This is a genomic window from Amycolatopsis sp. NPDC026612 (assembly GCF_040638285.1).
Taxonomy (GTDB): domain Bacteria; phylum Actinomycetota; class Actinomycetes; order Mycobacteriales; family Pseudonocardiaceae; genus Amycolatopsis.
In genome coordinates, this window is the sequence record NZ_JBEZYB010000001.1 from 376,704 (window position 1) to 391,535 (window position 14,832).

Below are 14,832 nucleotides of genomic sequence, written 5' to 3' on the forward strand. Positions count from 1 at the left end.
GCCATGACGTTCCTCCAGGGCGCTAAACGCGTCGTAAATCGACCCCTCCAGACGCTGGACACCCTCGGCGACCAGATGTCGTTCTACGGCCGCGCGCTGCTGTGGACCCCGCGGACGCTGCGCCGCTACACCAAAGAGGTCCTCCGGCTGCTGGCCGAGGTCAGCTTCGGCTCCGGCTCGCTGGCGGTCATCGGCGGCACGGTCGGCGTGATGGTCGGCCTGACGCTGTTCACGGGTGTCCTCGTCGGCCTCCAGGGCTACTCGGCGCTGAACTCGATCGGGACGTCGGCCTTCACCGGCTTCCTGACCGCGTTCTTCAACACCCGCGAGATCGCTCCGCTGGTCGCCGGGCTCGCCCTGAGCGCCACCGTCGGGGCCGGGTTCACCGCGCAACTGGGCGCGATGCGGATCTCCGAGGAGATCGACGCCCTCGAAGTCATGGGTGTGCCGAGCCTGCCGTACCTGGTGACGACGCGGATCATCGCCGGGTTCGTCGCGGTCATCCCGCTCTACATCATCGGCCTGCTCAGTTCGTACCTCGCGTCGAGACTGGTCGTGATCTACATCTACGGCCAGTCGGCCGGGACCTACGACCACTACTTCGACCTGTTCCTGCCACCGCAGGACGTGCTCTATTCGTTCATCAAGGTGCTGTTGTTCAGCGTTCTGATCATCCTGTCGCACTGCTACTTCGGGTACCGGGCGACCGGTGGCCCGGCCGGCGTCGGCGTCGCGGTCGGCAAGGCCGTGCGCCTCTCCATCGTCACGGTGTCGATCATGAACTTCTTCATCGGGTTCGCCATCTGGGGAACCGACGTCACGGTAAGGATCGCGGGATGAGGACGCTCCGTCGCAGGCTGCTCGGCCTGCTGCTCATCGCCGTGATGGTCGGCGGGGTGGCGTTGTCCATCGCGCTCTACGACAAGGCGTTCACGCCCGTCGTCACGGTGAAGCTGGAGGCCGACAAGATCGGCAACCAGCTGCTCAGGCAGTCCGACGTCAAGGTGCGCGGGCTGATCGTCGGCTCGGTCGCCGACATCACGGCCACCGACCACGGCGCCGAACTGACGCTCGCGCTCCAGCCGGACTCCGCGAAACTCATCCCGGAGAACGTCTCGGCGCGGTTCCTGCCCAAGACGCTCTTCGGCGAGCGGTTCGTTTCACTGGAGATCCCGCAGACGCCGTCGGCGAAGACGCTGGCGACCGGGGACGTCATCCCGCAGGACCGCACGTCGAGCGCGATCGAGCTGGAGCAGGCGTTCTCGCACCTGATGCCGGTGCTGCAGGCGGTCCAGCCGCAGAAGCTGTCGGCGACGCTCACCGCGATCTCGACCGCGCTGTCGGGCCGCGGCAACCAGCTCGGCGACACGCTTTCGCAGCTCGGCACCTACATCGGCGAGCTGAACCCGCACGAGCCGGAGCTGCAGCACAACCTCAAGGCGCTCGCGGAGTTCTCCGACCACCTGAAGGACGCGGCACCGGACCTCGTGCAGAGCCTGGACAACCTGAGCACGACGACCCGGACCGTGGTCGACGAGCGGCAGAACCTGGCGAACCTCTACGGCAGCCTCACCCAGGCCTCGGTGGACCTGCAGACGTTCCTGCAGAACAACAAGGACAACATCATCTCCCTCGTCGAGACCGCCCGGCCGACGGCCGAGCTGCTGGCGAAGTACGCGCCGGAGTACCCCTGCGTGATCTCCCAGATGGCCAAGAACGTGCCTCTGATCGACCAAGCCCTCGGCAAGGGCACCGACCAGCCCGGCCTGCACGCGACGATCGAAATCATCGTGCCGCGCGCGCCGTACCAGGCGGGCAAGGAAGAGCCGCGGTTCGACGACAAGCGCGGCCCGCGCTGCTACGACATCAAGAACATCCCGAAGCCGTTCCCGTCCGAGCCGCCGGACGGCGCGTTCAAGGACGGCACGCTGCACCAGGCCGCGCCGAAGAGCGCGAGCGAGGGGCTGAACCCGGCCAAGTTCAAGGCCGACGCGGCCGGCAACGGCGGCAGCGGTGGTGATCTGGCGTATTCGACGGCGGAGCAGGGCTTCCTTGCCGATCTGCTCGGCCCGCAGCTCGGCATGAACGCGGCGGACGTCCCCAGCTGGAGCGCGCTGCTCGTCGGCCCGCTGTACCGGGGTGCGGAGGTGACGGTCAAGTGAGGGGCCTGCTCGCGCCGCTGATCAAGCTCGGCATCTTCGTGGTCGTCACCGTGCTGTTCACGACGATCCTCGGGATCAGCATCGCCAACATCAACACCACCAGCACCAACGCCTACAAGGCCCGCTTCACCGACGCGACGCTGCTGCTGCCCAACGACGACGTCCGCATCGCCGGCGTCCGGGTCGGGCAGGTCAAGGACGTGCACATCGTCGACAAGCGGCAGGCCGAGGTCGAGTTCGAGGTCGACGCCGGCCGGACGCTGCCCGCCGGGGTGACCGCGCAGATCAAGTTCCGCAACCTGGTCGGCCAGCGCTACGTCTCGCTCGGCGAAGGCGACGACAGCTCCGGCAAGCCGCTGCAGCCCGGCGGCACCATCCCGCTGGAACGGACCACGCCGGCACTGGACCTGACCGAGCTGTTCAACGGCTTCAAGCCGCTGTTCACCGCGCTCAACCCGGACGACGTCAACAAGCTGTCCTACGAGGTCATCCAGGTCCTGCAGGGCGAGGGGGGCACCGTGGAGAGCCTGCTGTCCCACACGGCGTCGCTGGCCACCACGATCGCCGGCAAGGACCAGGTGATCGGCGAGGTCATCGACAACCTCAACTCGGTGCTCGACACGGTCAACGCGCACACCCCGCAGCTCAACGACCTGATCGTGAAGCTGCAGCAGCTGGTGTCCGGGCTGGCCGCCGACCGCAAGCCGATCGGCGACGCGATCGAGAGCCTCGGCACCCTGGCCGAGACGACGTCCGGGCTGCTCGGCGAAGTCCGCGAGCCGCTGAAGAACGACATCAGCGCGCTCGGGAACCTCACGAGCGCGCTCAACAAGAACGAGCCGGAGCTGGAGCACTTCATCCAGTTCCTGCCGACCAAGGTGAGCGCGCTGACCCGCACCGCGGACTACGGCTCCTGGTTCAACTTCTACGCTTGTGAGTCCTCCGGGAGTGTGAGCTTGCCGCCACTGATCAACGACGTGCCGATCCCCCTCGTGCCGCTGAACCGGGCGAGGTGCAAGGGATGAAGTCGTTCCAGAGCCGCAACCCCGTGCCGATCGCGCTGGTCGGGATCGTCGTGCTGGCGCTCGGTTTCACCGCCGCGCTCAATTCCGACGACCTGCCGGTGATCGGCGGCGGCACCACCTACACCGCCGAGTTCAGCGAGGCATCCGGGCTGCAGAAGGACAACGACGTCCGGATCGCCGGCGTCAAGGTCGGCAAGGTCAGCGACATCGCGCTCGACGGCGCTTCGGTGAAGGTGTCGTTCAAGGTCAAGGACGCCTGGCTGGGCGACCGGACCAGTGCCGCGATCAAGATCAAGACGTTGCTCGGCCAGAAGTACCTGTCGCTGGATCCGCAGGGCGAAGGCGCGCTGAACCCGGGCACCGGGATCCCGCGCGACCGGACGATGGCCCCCTACGACGTGCTCGACGCGTTCCGCGGGCTGTCGCAGACCGTCGACAACATCGACACCAAGCAGCTGGCGCAGAGTTTCGACGCCATCTCGCAGACCTTCGCCAACACGCCGCAGGACGTGAAGGGCGCGCTGTCGGGGCTGTCGAAGCTGTCGGACACGATCGCTTCGCGCGACCAGCAGCTGTCGAACCTGCTCGCCAACACCCGTGAGGTGTCGCAGACGCTGGTCGACCGCGACGCCGAGGTGCAGAAGCTGCTTGACGACGGCAACGACCTGCTCGCCGAGCTCGCGAAGCGCGAGGACGCGATCACGGCGCTGCTGAACGGCTCCCGCGAGCTGGCGACGCAGCTGCAGGGCCTGATCGACGACAACGACAAGCAGCTCGACCCGGTGCTGACCCAGCTCGACCAGCTGACGTCGATGCTGCAGCGCAACCAGGACTCGCTGGCCGACGGCCTCAAGAAGTTCGCGCCCTTCATCCGCGTCTTCACCAACACCATCGGCAACGGCCGCTGGTTCGACAACTACATCTGCGGCCTGCTGCTGCCGTCGTTCGGCCCGATCAACGAAGAGGGGTGCAACACGAAATGAGTGACACCCGCTTCGGCCTGGCCCTGACCCGGGGTTTCACCATCGCGATCGTGCTCGCGCTCGTCGTCGCCGGCGGCATCTGGTGGACCCTCAAGGACGCCGGCCGCAACCACCTGACCGCGTACTTCGCCGGTGCCGTCGGCCTCTACGAGGGCAACAGCGTGCGGATGCTCGGCGTCGACATGGGCCGGGTCACGAAGATCCAGCCCATGGGCAACCAGGTGAAGGTCGATTTCGAGTACGACCGCTCGGTCGCCGTCCCGGCCGACGCCAAGGCGCTCATCGTGGCGCCCTCCCTGGTGTCGGACCGCTACGTCCAGCTGGCCCCGGCCTACACCGGCGGCCCGCGGATCTCCGACGGCGCGGTGATCGGCCTCGACCGCACCGAGGTGCCCCTCGAGGTCGACCAGCTGGCGGCCAGCCTGGCCCGGGTCAGCGAGACCCTCGGCCCGAACGGCGTCAACAAGCAAGGGTCGCTGTCGAACCTGCTGAACACCGCGGCGGCCAACGTCGACGGCAACGGCCAGGCCCTGCACGACACGATCACCAAGCTCGGCCAGGCGGCCGGGACCCTGTCCGGCAACAAGGACGACCTGTTCTCCACCGTGGAGAACCTCGGCAAGTTCTCGCAGACGCTGGCCGACTCCGACCAGCAGGTCCGCACCTTCGAAAGCCGGCTCGCCGACGTCAGCGGCTACCTGGCGTCCGAAAAGGACAATCTGGCCGCGACCGTGCGGCAGCTGGGCACGACGCTCACCGCGGTGCAGGCGTTCATCGACGCCAACCACGACCGGCTCAAGTCCAATGTGGACAAGCTGGCCGGCATCACGAAGGTGCTCGTCGACCAGCGCAGCTCGCTCGCCGAGATCCTCGACGTCGCCCCGGTCGGCCTGAGCAACCTGGTCAACACCTACAACGGCGCGGCGGGCACGCTCGACGCCCGGCCGAACCTCAACGAGCTGACCCAGCCGCCGCTGGTGATGATCTGCCGGCTGCTCAAGCAGGTCGGCACCAACAGCATCCCGGACGCGCTCGGCAACGCCTGCGAGAGCATCGCCGGCGTGGTCGACAAGGTGATCCCGCTGCCGTCCGTGGCGCAGACCGTGCAGGCCCTGCAGTCCGGTCAGCTGCCGCCGCTGCCGCTGCCCATCGCCGGGCAGCTCTACGGAGGTGGCCAGTGAAGAAGCTACTGACCGTCGGGGTGCTGGTCACGGCCTCCGCGTTGACGCTGTCCGGCTGTGCCTTCAAGGGCATCTACGACCTGCCGCTGCCCGGTGGCGCCGACCTCGGTGACCACCCGTACACGGTGAACGTCGAGTTCCGGGACGTGCTCGACCTGACCCCGGAGGCCGGGGTGAAGGTCAACGAGGTGCCGATCGGGCGGGTCGAGAACGTCGGGCTCACCAAGGACGGCTGGCACGCGCTGGTCACGCTGAAGGTCAACGGCGACGTCAAGCTGCCGGCCAACGCGATCGCCAACGTCAAGCAGTCCAGCCTGCTCGGCGAGAAGTACGTCGAGCTGGCCTCGCCCGGCGACGACCAGGCCACCGGCAAGCTCGCCGACAACGCGACCATCCCGCTGGCCCGGACGAACCGCAGCGTCGAGGTCGAAGAACTGCTCGGCGCGCTTTCGCTGCTGCTCAACGGCGGTGGCGTCGACCAGCTCAACACCATCACCAAGGAACTCAACAACGCCACGTCCGGCCGCGAGCCGGACATCAAGGCGCTGCTGGACAACGCGAACCAGCTGGTGACGAACCTCGACTGGCAGTCGAAGAACATCACCCGGGCCATCGACGGGCTGAACCGGCTCTCCTCGACCCTCAACGACCAGAAGGACAAGCTGGTCGGCGCGGTCGACAACCTCGGGCCCGGGCTCGGCGTGCTGGAGCAGCAGCGCGGCCAGCTCGTCACGATGCTGCAGGCCCTCGACAACCTCTCCGGCGTCGCCACCGACACGGTCAACAAGTCGCAGAAGGACCTCGTCGCCGACCTGAAGGCGCTGACCCCGACGTTGCAGAAGCTGGGCGAGGCGGGCAACGACCTGCCGAAGGCGCTGGAGATCCTGCTGACGTTCCCGTTCAGCGACCAGGCGGTCAACGGCGTCAAGGGCGACTACTTCAACCTGTTCGCGAAGGTGGACCTGAACCTGAAGACGATCGTCGACAACCTGGGCAACAGCAGGCAGAACGCCCTGTCCGGGCAGCTGCCGCTGGCCGGGCTGACCGGTGGGGTGCAGGGCACACCCGCCAACCAGCCGCCGCCGTTGCCGATCCCCGGCGCCGGGCAGCAGTCCTCGCAGTCCAAACCGGGCCTGGGCAACCTCTTCGGGCTCCTGCCGGGAGGTGCGGGCTGATGCTGCTGCGCCGGACGAAGATCCAGCTGGTCGCCTTCGTGGTGATCTCCGTCGTCGCGATCGTGTACGCGCTGATCCGGTTCGCCGGGCTCGGCAGCGTGTTCGGCAACGACGGCTACACGGTGAAGCTGCAGCTCAACGAATCGGGCGGCATCTTCACCAACGCCGAGGTCACCTACCGCGGCTACAACATCGGCCGGGTCGGCGCAATGCGGCTGACCCCGACCGGGCTCGAGGCCGACCTGAACATCGACCCGTCGGCCCCGAAGGTGCCCGCGGACCTCGACGCCGTCGTCGCCAACCGGTCCGCGGTCGGCGAGCAGTACGTCGACCTCAAGCCGAAGGCCGACCAGGGCCCGTACCTCGCGTCCGGTTCGGTGATCCCGGCGAACAAGACGACCACCCCGGTCAGCACCGACCGGCTGATCGGCGACCTGGACTCGCTCGCCGCGTCGGTCCCGGTCGACTCGCTGCGCACGGTCGTCGACGAGTCCTACGACGCCTTCCGCGGCACCGGCGGCGACCTGCAGAAGCTGCTCGACACCGCGCGCAGCTTCACCACGACGGCGCAGCAGTACCTGCCGCAGACGATCCAGCTGCTGGACGCCGGCGGCCAGGTGCTCGACACGCAGAACGCCGAGGCGGAGAACTTCGCGTCGTTCAGCAAGAGCCTCAACGAGCTCACCGGCACCCTCAAGAACTCCGACGGCGATCTGCGCAAGCTCATCGGGATCACGCCGCAGGTGGCGTCGCAGATCAGCCAGGTGCTGGCCGAGTCCGGGCCGGGCCTGGGCGCGCTGACGGCGAACCTGCTCACCACGGCCAACCTGACGGTGACCCGGCTCGACGGCATCGAGCAGGGCCTGGTCACCTACCCGGCGCTGGCCGGCGCGGCGAGCAGCGTCGCGCCCGGCGACGGCACGGCGCACCTCGGCCTGGTGCTCAACCTGTTCAACCCGCCCGCCTGCACCAAGGGCTACATCCCGTATGCGCAGTACCGCACCGGGAACAACCTCTCGCCGCGGCCCGCGGACGACAACGCGTACTGTGCCGAACCGAAGGGCAGCCCGATCAACGTCCGCGGTGCGCAGAACGCGCCGTACGGCGGGGTGCCGGTCGCGCCGTCGGACAGCGACGTCTCGGCCAACGCGAACCGGCCGGCCGAAGAGCTGGCCGAGGAGCGGAACACCCGGGGTGTGCCGGGCATCGTCGGCAGCCCCGGCGTCAGCCTCAACAGCCTGGGCTCGCTGCTCGGCCTGACCTGACGCGGATTTTGATGACCGTTACCTACTCTGGAGTGTCATGAGCACGGACGAGCCGGCCGCCACGGCGGTGGAGGACGAGTCCTCCCCGACGCCGTCGAAGGACCCCTCGCGGATCCTGGTGCTCGGCGCCGGGGCGCTGGCGCTGGCCGCCCTGGTCGCCGCGGCGATCTTCGGCGTCCAGTGGTGGATGGCCGCGAACGACGACAACGCCGGCCTGGCGGCGTCGCGCGAGGCCGTCGTCAAGGCGGGCACCAACGCGCTCAAGGCCTACACCGAGGTCGACTACACCGACCTCGACGGCTTCTTCGCCCGGCAGAAGTCGGTGTCGGACGACAAGATGGCGCAGCAGATCGACCAGTCGGCGCCGACGTTCCGCAAGGCGCTCTCCGACGCCAAGACGAAGGTCACCACCGACGTCCAGGACATCGCCGTCGAGGAACTGGACGACCACGAAGGCAAGGCCAGCTTCCTCGCCGCCATCGCCACGACCGTCACCCAGGGTGACAAGAGCAGTGCGAAGCCGTTGCGCCTCGAAGTGTCGATGACCCGGGTGGGCGATGCCTGGAAGCTGTCCGGCATCGACAGCGTCCCCCTCGTCGCGGCCGGCCAGTAGCGTCACCCAGAAGGAGCTCGTAGTGCCCCCCTCCCGCCGCCAGCCGCCTCGCAGCACCCCGTCGCCGGTGCGCCGTCCCCGCGTGGCCGGTCTGCGCAAGCCTTCGGCGGACGAGTCCGCCGCCGAGCTGCCCGCCAAGCCGCGTCCGCGCCCGGCGCCCCGGCCGTTCGCCGAGCCGATCGAGCCGAGCAGCGGCGAACTCGACACCGCCCCGGCCGAGGACACGCAGGTGTTCGCGGCGGTCGAGACCGAACCGCAGGCGGAGGCGCTCACGGGTGAGCCGTCGGCCGAGGAGGACGCCGTCCCGCGGCCGGCACCGCGGCGGAAGAAGCGGGACGCCGGGATCGCGAAGCCGACGGAGGAACCCGAGGTTCCGGTCACGGAGTCCTCGCCCGCGGGCTCGAAGGTTTCCCGGACCTACGTGGTCGCGGGCGCGCTGGTGCTGGTCGCGGTGATCCTGGGCGGCCTGGCGTTCTGGTTCCACACCAAGGAAGCCGAGATCTCCTCGGCGACGAGCAACACGGCGCTGCTGGACGTGGCGAAGACGGCGCAGGTCAAGGACGCCGTGTCCAAGGCGGCCGAGTCGCTGTTCTCCTACGACTTCAACAACATCAAGAAGACCGAGGACGCGGCGAACGACCTCCTCGCCAACGACGACGTCCGGAACAAGTACAACTCCCTGATGGGCGAGGTGAAGCGCCTCGCACCGGCCCAGAAGATGATCGTGACGTGCAAGGTGACGCGCGCGGCGGTGATCATGCTCAACGGCGACCTGGCGAAGGTGATGGTCTTCGTCGACCAGACATCGACCCGCACGGACACGAAGAAGACGACGGCGGGCACGGCCCAGCTGCACTTGAACGCCCAGCTGCAGGGCGACAAGTGGAAGATCACGGATATGGACACTTACAACGCGCCGAAGGTCCCGGCTGCTCCGTCGTCGGCGCCCGCTCCGTCCAAGTAACCGGGAGCGGCACTTTCACGTGAAAGTGCCGCTCCGGGGTGCGTCAGGTTCCGGGACGCCTGCTTCCAGCAGCGTGCACACCGCGCACCGGACCGGCTCGGGCGGGGGCGCCGCGACTTCGGCGCCGGCGCCATGGGCGGGCCCCTGGGGCGTGGCTGGCCGCGGAGGGTTTCCTCGACCGGGACGAAGCCCAGTGAAGACCTCGAAGACAGCCTGCGGCTCCTCTGCCGCGCTCCGGCCGAGGTGTCGGCCTACGTGCAGACCGAAGAACTGGCCTACCGGCTGCACGCCGCCGCCGGACGGCGGTCGGGGGCGTTCTTGTGTTACCTGCCCCGGGATGGCCGGATCCTGGTGCGGCCCGCGCGCCTCGAGGCGCTGACCAGGGTGGTCGTCCGCGAGCTGCCCGAGCACCCGGCCGCCCGGTCCGTCTCGTACTCGGTGCCCGTCGCGGACCTGGCCGTCGAAGAACCTTCAGGCCAGGCTGCCCGGGTCGCGGCGATCTTCGCGCACACAGGGGCGCTGGCTCAGCCACACGGACGGCCGCTTCGTGATCACAGTGCCCGGAACGGACAGCGCCCTCCTCACCAAGCTCGACGAACTGTCGCGCGAACTGGGCTGACTCAGCCCTGTCGCAGCGCGAACCGTGCCTTCCGGGCCTGCTTGGCGATCTTGCGGTCCGGGTGCTCCTCAGCGATCACGTCCAGCAGGCGAGGCCGGGCCGGATGGTCGGCCGCGGCGATCACATCGACGACGGAGAGCGGGTTGTCCAGCGCGTCCAGTTCGTCGAACAGCACCCCGAGTTCGTCCATGGCCGCGAGGTGATCGGTCATGCCCAGGCACATCTCGTCGGCGGTCAGTGTTTCGGCCGCCGTCTCGCCGCGTTCGACCAGCCAAGCCGCCATGACCGCACCCGCAATACCGCCTTCTTCGCGGACGGTCCGGGCATCGGCGAAGCCGGCATCACCGGCTTCGCCGAGCGCCAGCAACGCGAACAGCCGCTGCGTCGGGCCCGCCGCTTCCCGGAGGAAATCGGCGGCTTCCGCGGCGGCGTCCGCCGCGGACCGGTGGGCCACCCAGGCGGCCACTTCGGCTTCGGCGATCTCCGGCGACGCGTCAGCGACGTGGGCACAGAGGGTTTCGAGCGGGGCCATGGCCAGTTCGCCGGCGATCGGCGCATCGGCACCCTCGTCGCGGAGCATCCGGTTCAGCGCCCACAGTGCGAGGGGAGTCAAGCTCACGAGGGTCGGATCGGGTTCGGGGTGGCCGGTGAGCTCGGCAATCTTGGCGAGTTCTTCCGCGTCGGCCGTGCTCCGCTCGATTGCGCCGAGGCGGTCCAGCACCTCCAAGGTCACCCGGAGGGCGTAGCGCCACTGTGAATCCCTGCGAATTTCGAGCCCCACCAGCAAGGACGGCATTTCGTCAGCCAGCCCGTACAGCAGCTCCAACGGCATCGGCGTGCCGCCCGCGGAGTACAGCGCCATCTGCAACCCCCCGAGGAAGTCCGGGAACAGCATCCCGAACTCGAACGGCACTTCGTCGTCCTCGGTGGCGATGCCGTAGCCCGCCTCGCCGAGCGTCTCGAACGCGCGTGCCCACAGTTCCAGCGGCTGCGTGAGCAGTTTCGCGTTCTTCTTGACCGGTACGTGCGTGCCCTTCAGGACCCGCACGAGCCCGCATGCCTCGGCCCACCGAGGGAGCAACGTGATTCCCCGTTCGGAGGCACCGTCCAGTTCCGCCACGTAGCGCCGCAGGTCGGCGAGGGCGGCGCTGCGCTCGGCGGCGGCCAGCGCCTCGGTCGCCGACGGCAGGCGCACGGGCGGCAGCGCGGGGATGTCAGTGACGTCGAGTTCGCATTGGCGACACATGGAGGCCAGTCTGGCAGGCCCGAACTACCCACGTTGGTAATGGCTCCCGCCGACGGTCTGGGCGAGTCTGATCGAGCCCGGTACGCGCAGACGTCGGTGAGGGAAATCCATGCGGCAGCTCGAGGTGGCTCTGATCGGTGCGGGGTTGATTGCCCGCCTGCACCTGGAAGCGTGGCTCGGGACCGGGGCCGCTGTGCGGGTCTACTCCGATGACGGCCGGGGCGTCGAACTGGCGCGGGAGTTCGGGGCCGCGGCCGCCGGGTCGCTGGCCGAGGCGCTCGAGGGAGCCGATGCCGTCGACATCTGCACCCCGACCGGCAGCCACCACGAGATCGCCATGACCGCCATCGCCGCCGGGGTGGGGATCGTGTGCGAGAAGCCGCTGGCCGCCAGTGCCGAAGAGGCCGAAGAGATCGTCGCCGCGGCGGAACGGGCCGGGGTTCGGCTCTACGCCGCTCATGATGTGCGGTTTGCCGCGCCCTATGCGCGGCTGCACGAGCTCGTCGCGAGCGGGCGGCTGGGGGAAGGTGCCGTCGGCCGGTTCTCCTTCTCCGCCTACCACCCGCGGCCCTGGACCGGGCACGCCTCCGCGCGGTCGGGCGGGATCCTCACCGATCAGCTGCTGCACGGCGCCGACCTCGCCCACTGGGTCTTCGGGGACGTCGTCCGCGTGTACGCCTGCTACCAGGGCGAAATCGCCACCCCGGCGCCCGAAGGGGCCGTCGCGACCGGGACCGCCGTGCTCACCCACGCCAACGGCGCCATCAGCCAGGTCGTGAGCCGGTGGACGGCCACGCCGCGGCCGCCCGTGCGGGTCGCCTTCCACGTCTCCGGCACCGGGGGCAGCGTGAGCTACGACTCCGAGTGGCCGCAGGAGGTCCGGGTCGTCGACGGGGTGGCCGAGAACTTCGGCTGGGGTGGACCGTCGGTGTTCGCCACCGAAATGCGCGAGTTCGCCACGGCTTTCGCCGGCGGCCCCGAGCCGCGCATCGGGGCGAAGGACGCGCTGGCCGCCGTCCGGATCATCCACGCCGCGGCCGAATCCGCGTGGACCGGGCGTGCCGTCGAACTGCCGGTAAGGGGAGCAGCGTGAAGGTCGCCATCCTGTCGTCCGCGCCCGAGCGCGCCGAAATCTACGCCAAGCCGTTGCGCGAGCTGCCGGACGTCGACCTGCTCGACGCGGACAGCTGGGACGCGCTGTTCGCCGCGCGCCCCGACGCCGTCGTCGTCACCGGGGAAGCCGACCGCCGTCTCGAACTCGTCCAGCGAGGGGCCGAGGCCCGGGCGCGCGTGTTGTGCGAATACCCGCTCGCCGCCAAGGAAGCCGACCTGAGAGCCATGGTGGACGCCTGCGACGGCGTCCGGCTCACCTTCGCGTCCCCGGCGTGCCACGGCGAGGCGTTCGCCGTCGTGCGCAAGGGAATCGCCGATGGTGTCGTCGGCGAGCTGACGACGGTTCTCGGCTCGCTGAACACCAACGTGGACGGCGGGACGCTCGGTGCCGCCGCGCCGTACTTGCTCGACCTGGCGGACGCGGTGCTCGATGGCGAGCCCGCGCAGCAGGTGTACGCCCAGACCAACAACGTCCTCAATGGACAGGGCACCGAAAGCGCGGCCGTGCTCACCGTGCGCTACCGGAGCGGGAAGGTCGCCTCGTTCGACTGCCGCCGCGGCCTTTCCGCGACCGGATGGCCGGCCGTCACCTTCGTCGGGGACAAGGCCAGCGTGGCCTACGACGCCTGTCCGCGGCTGCTCGGCGGGTTCGACGCGGCCCTCGGCGGTGCGCGGCGCGAGCCGGGTGGCGAAGACCTGTATGCGTTGATGCTCAAGGATTTCCTGGGCGACGGCGGTGCGCTCGGGCCGGACGGACAGGCCGCCCTGCGGACCGCCAGGATCGTCCAAGCAGCTTACGAATCGGCGCACACCGGGCAGCCCGTCGACCTGCCGCCCGGAGGCTGACGCGGCTTCGTCTCGAAGGGGCTTTCTCCGGTGCCACCGGAGAAAGCCCCTTTCGTTGTGCCTCCAGTGGGGACGCGAATGGCTCTACCAGAGTGAGGGATGTCCCCTGGTCGTGGCCCGCATAGCCTGAATCGGGAATCAAAAGGCTGGGTCCGTTGTGCTGGGAGACCGAGAGGTGGAGCCCGCGATGACTGTTACGCAAGTGAAAATCGCGCTGAGCGGTGGACCGGTCGAATTGGCGGAAACGACCCGCAGCGTTCAGGCAACCGCGCTGGACAGCACGCTCAAGATCCGTTACGGGGCCGGCTACGAACATTTCGTGCACGGTGGGGAATTCCGGTCGGTCGACGGATGCGATGTCGCGGTCTTCCGGTGGACGCACCGCACGAAGATCGCCGAATAAACGGAAAGGCTTCCATGACCGACGCAATATCCTTCGAGGTGCCGTGGGCGCGGACCGACAAATTCGATCCGCCCGCGATATTCGACTCTCTGCGCGAGGAGCGGCCGCTCGCGAAGATGGTTTACCCGGATGGGCACGTCGGCTGGATCGTTTCCAGCTACGAACTGGTCCGCGAGGTCCTCAGCGACCTGCGGTTCAGCCACAGCTGCGAAGTCGGCCACTTCCCGGTGACGCACCAGGGGCGGGTGATCCCGACCCACCCGCTGATCCCCGGGATGTTCATCCACATGGACCCGCCCGAGCACACCCGGTACCGCAAGCTGCTGACGGGCGAGTTCACCGTCCGCCGCACCAGCAGGCTGATCCCGCGCGTCGAGGCCGTGGCCGCCGAGCAGATCGAGGTCATGCGGGCCAAGGGCGCCCCCGCCGACGTGGTCATGGACTTCGCCAAGCCGCTCGTGCTGCGGATGCTGGGCGAGCTCGTCGGCCTGCCCTACGAGGAACGCGACCGGTACGTGCCCGCGGTGACCCTGCTGCACGACGCGGAAGCGGACCCGGCCGAGGCCGCGGCCGCCTATGAGGTGGCCGGGAAGTTCTTCGACGAGGTCATCGAGCGGCGGCGACAGCAACCCCAGGACGACCTGATCAGCTCGCTCGTCGCCGAGGACCTGACCCAGGAGGAACTGCGCAACATCGTCACCCTCCTGCTGTTCGCCGGGTACGAGACCACCGAGGGCGCGCTCGCCACCGGTGTCTTCGCGCTGCTGCACCACACCGATCAGCTGGCGGCGCTGCGCGCGGAGCCGGCGAAGCTCGACGGCGCGATCGAGGAGCTCCTGCGCTACCTGACCGTCAACCAGTACCACACGTACCGCACCGCGCTGGAGGACATCAAACTCGAAGGCGAGCTGATCAAGAAGGGCGACACGGTGACGGTGTCGCTGCCCGCGGCCAACCGCGATCCGGCCAAGTTCGCCTGCCCGGCGAAGCTCGACATCGAGCGGGACACCTCCGGCCACGTCGCGTTCGGCTTCGGCATCCACCAGTGCCTCGGCCAGAACCTCGCCCGCATCGAACTCCGCGCCGGGTTCACGGCGCTTCTGCGGGCGTTCCCCGGCCTCCGCCTGGCCGTCCCGGCCGACGAGGTTCCGCTGCGGCTGAAGGGTTCCGTCTTCTCGGTGAAGGAGCTCCCCGTCTCCTGGTGAGCGTTCTTCCCCTCCGAACCGCCGAAAGGATC

14 protein-coding genes and 1 pseudogene are annotated in these 14,832 nt (G+C 69.0%); 14 read left to right on the plus strand and 1 reads right to left on the minus strand.

Annotation, left to right across the window (positions count from 1 at the left end):
• The first annotated feature begins 3 nt into the window (after positions 1–3).
• From AB0F15_RS02035 to AB0F15_RS02080, 10 genes and pseudogenes are all read left to right on the plus strand, one after another.
• A complete protein-coding gene (locus tag AB0F15_RS02035) occupies positions 4–840 on the plus strand; it encodes an ABC transporter permease (RefSeq protein ID WP_360263717.1) in 837 nt (278 codons plus the stop codon).
• Complete coding sequence (locus tag AB0F15_RS02040; RefSeq protein WP_360263719.1) at positions 837–2,162, plus strand: MCE family protein; 1,326 nt, start codon at positions 837–839, stop codon at positions 2,160–2,162. The genes AB0F15_RS02035 and AB0F15_RS02040 overlap by 4 nt, the downstream gene beginning before the upstream one ends.
• Positions 2,159–3,187 (plus strand): MCE family protein, encoded by a 1,029-nt coding sequence (locus tag AB0F15_RS02045; protein ID WP_360263722.1) that lies wholly within the window; start codon positions 2,159–2,161, stop codon positions 3,185–3,187. The genes AB0F15_RS02040 and AB0F15_RS02045 overlap by 4 nt, the downstream gene beginning before the upstream one ends.
• Positions 3,184–4,170 carry an MCE family protein gene (locus tag AB0F15_RS02050; protein ID WP_360263724.1) on the plus strand — a complete coding sequence of 329 codons (987 nt, stop codon included), beginning with the start codon at positions 3,184–3,186 and terminating at the stop codon, positions 4,168–4,170. The genes AB0F15_RS02045 and AB0F15_RS02050 overlap by 4 nt, the downstream gene beginning before the upstream one ends.
• On the plus strand, positions 4,167–5,351 hold the full coding sequence (locus tag AB0F15_RS02055; protein ID WP_360263727.1) for an MCE family protein: 1,185 nt from the start codon (positions 4,167–4,169) through the stop codon (positions 5,349–5,351). Before AB0F15_RS02050 ends, AB0F15_RS02055 begins: the two co-directional genes overlap by 4 nt.
• On the plus strand, positions 5,348–6,526 hold the full coding sequence (locus tag AB0F15_RS02060; protein ID WP_360263731.1) for an MCE family protein: 1,179 nt from the start codon (positions 5,348–5,350) through the stop codon (positions 6,524–6,526). Before AB0F15_RS02055 ends, AB0F15_RS02060 begins: the two co-directional genes overlap by 4 nt.
• Positions 6,526–7,791 (plus strand): MlaD family protein, encoded by a 1,266-nt coding sequence (locus AB0F15_RS02065; protein WP_360263733.1) that lies wholly within the window; start codon positions 6,526–6,528, stop codon positions 7,789–7,791. Before AB0F15_RS02060 ends, AB0F15_RS02065 begins: the two co-directional genes overlap by 1 nt.
• A 37-nt stretch (positions 7,792–7,828) precedes the next feature.
• Positions 7,829–8,404 (plus strand): hypothetical protein, encoded by a 576-nt coding sequence (locus tag AB0F15_RS02070; protein ID WP_360263736.1) that lies wholly within the window; start codon positions 7,829–7,831, stop codon positions 8,402–8,404.
• An 82-nt stretch (positions 8,405–8,486) separates the two neighbouring features.
• Positions 8,487–9,368 carry a hypothetical protein gene (locus AB0F15_RS02075; RefSeq protein ID WP_360263859.1) on the plus strand — a complete coding sequence of 294 codons (882 nt, stop codon included), beginning with the start codon at positions 8,487–8,489 and terminating at the stop codon, positions 9,366–9,368.
• A 132-nt stretch (positions 9,369–9,500) separates the two neighbouring features.
• Positions 9,501–9,947: pseudogene (locus AB0F15_RS02080) on the plus strand (ESX secretion-associated protein EspG); the annotation flags it as partial.
• Between the two features lie 41 nt (positions 9,948–9,988).
• Here the strand turns inward: AB0F15_RS02080 and AB0F15_RS02085 are convergent.
• Entirely contained in the window at positions 9,989–11,233 is a 1,245-nt protein-coding gene (locus tag AB0F15_RS02085) for a hypothetical protein (RefSeq protein WP_360263739.1), read from the minus strand.
• 109 nt (positions 11,234–11,342) lie between these two features.
• Between AB0F15_RS02085 and AB0F15_RS02090 the strand changes: the two genes are divergently transcribed.
• From AB0F15_RS02090 to AB0F15_RS02105, 4 genes are all read left to right on the plus strand, one after another.
• Positions 11,343–12,326, plus strand: coding sequence for a Gfo/Idh/MocA family oxidoreductase (locus tag AB0F15_RS02090; RefSeq protein WP_360263741.1), 984 nt, complete (start codon positions 11,343–11,345; stop codon positions 12,324–12,326).
• Positions 12,323–13,192: a Gfo/Idh/MocA family oxidoreductase gene (locus tag AB0F15_RS02095; RefSeq protein ID WP_360263743.1), complete on the plus strand. Its 870-nt coding sequence runs from the start codon at positions 12,323–12,325 to the stop codon at positions 13,190–13,192. The genes AB0F15_RS02090 and AB0F15_RS02095 overlap by 4 nt, the downstream gene beginning before the upstream one ends.
• A 202-nt stretch (positions 13,193–13,394) precedes the next feature.
• The gene (locus AB0F15_RS02100) at positions 13,395–13,595 is read left to right on the plus strand and encodes a DUF5988 family protein (protein WP_360263745.1); all 201 of its coding nucleotides are present in this window, start codon (positions 13,395–13,397) and stop codon (positions 13,593–13,595) included.
• Between the two features lie 14 nt (positions 13,596–13,609).
• Positions 13,610–14,800, plus strand: a complete 1,191-nt coding sequence (locus tag AB0F15_RS02105; protein WP_360263748.1) for a cytochrome P450 — start codon at positions 13,610–13,612, stop codon at positions 14,798–14,800.
• Positions 14,801–14,832 lie beyond the last annotated feature (32 nt).

Excerpts from the sequence above, each read along its gene's own strand:
- AB0F15_RS02035 (WP_360263717.1), top strand. The coding sequence starts at position 4 with ATGACGTTCCTCCAGGGCGCTAAACGCGTCGTAAATCGACCCCTCCAG.
- AB0F15_RS02105 (WP_360263748.1), top strand. The coding sequence starts at position 13,610 with ATGACCGACGCAATATCCTTCGAGGTGCCGTGGGCGCGGACCGACAAA.
- AB0F15_RS02070 (WP_360263736.1), top strand. The coding sequence starts at position 7,829 with ATGAGCACGGACGAGCCGGCCGCCACGGCGGTGGAGGACGAGTCCTCC.
- AB0F15_RS02040 (WP_360263719.1), top strand. The coding sequence starts at position 837 with ATGAGGACGCTCCGTCGCAGGCTGCTCGGCCTGCTGCTCATCGCCGTG.
- AB0F15_RS02085 (WP_360263739.1), bottom strand. The coding sequence starts at position 11,233 with ATGTGTCGCCAATGCGAACTCGACGTCACTGACATCCCCGCGCTGCCG.
- AB0F15_RS02065 (WP_360263733.1), top strand. The coding sequence starts at position 6,526 with ATGCTGCTGCGCCGGACGAAGATCCAGCTGGTCGCCTTCGTGGTGATC.
- AB0F15_RS02055 (WP_360263727.1), top strand. The coding sequence starts at position 4,167 with ATGAGTGACACCCGCTTCGGCCTGGCCCTGACCCGGGGTTTCACCATC.
- AB0F15_RS02090 (WP_360263741.1), top strand. The coding sequence starts at position 11,343 with ATGCGGCAGCTCGAGGTGGCTCTGATCGGTGCGGGGTTGATTGCCCGC.
- AB0F15_RS02050 (WP_360263724.1), top strand. The coding sequence starts at position 3,184 with ATGAAGTCGTTCCAGAGCCGCAACCCCGTGCCGATCGCGCTGGTCGGG.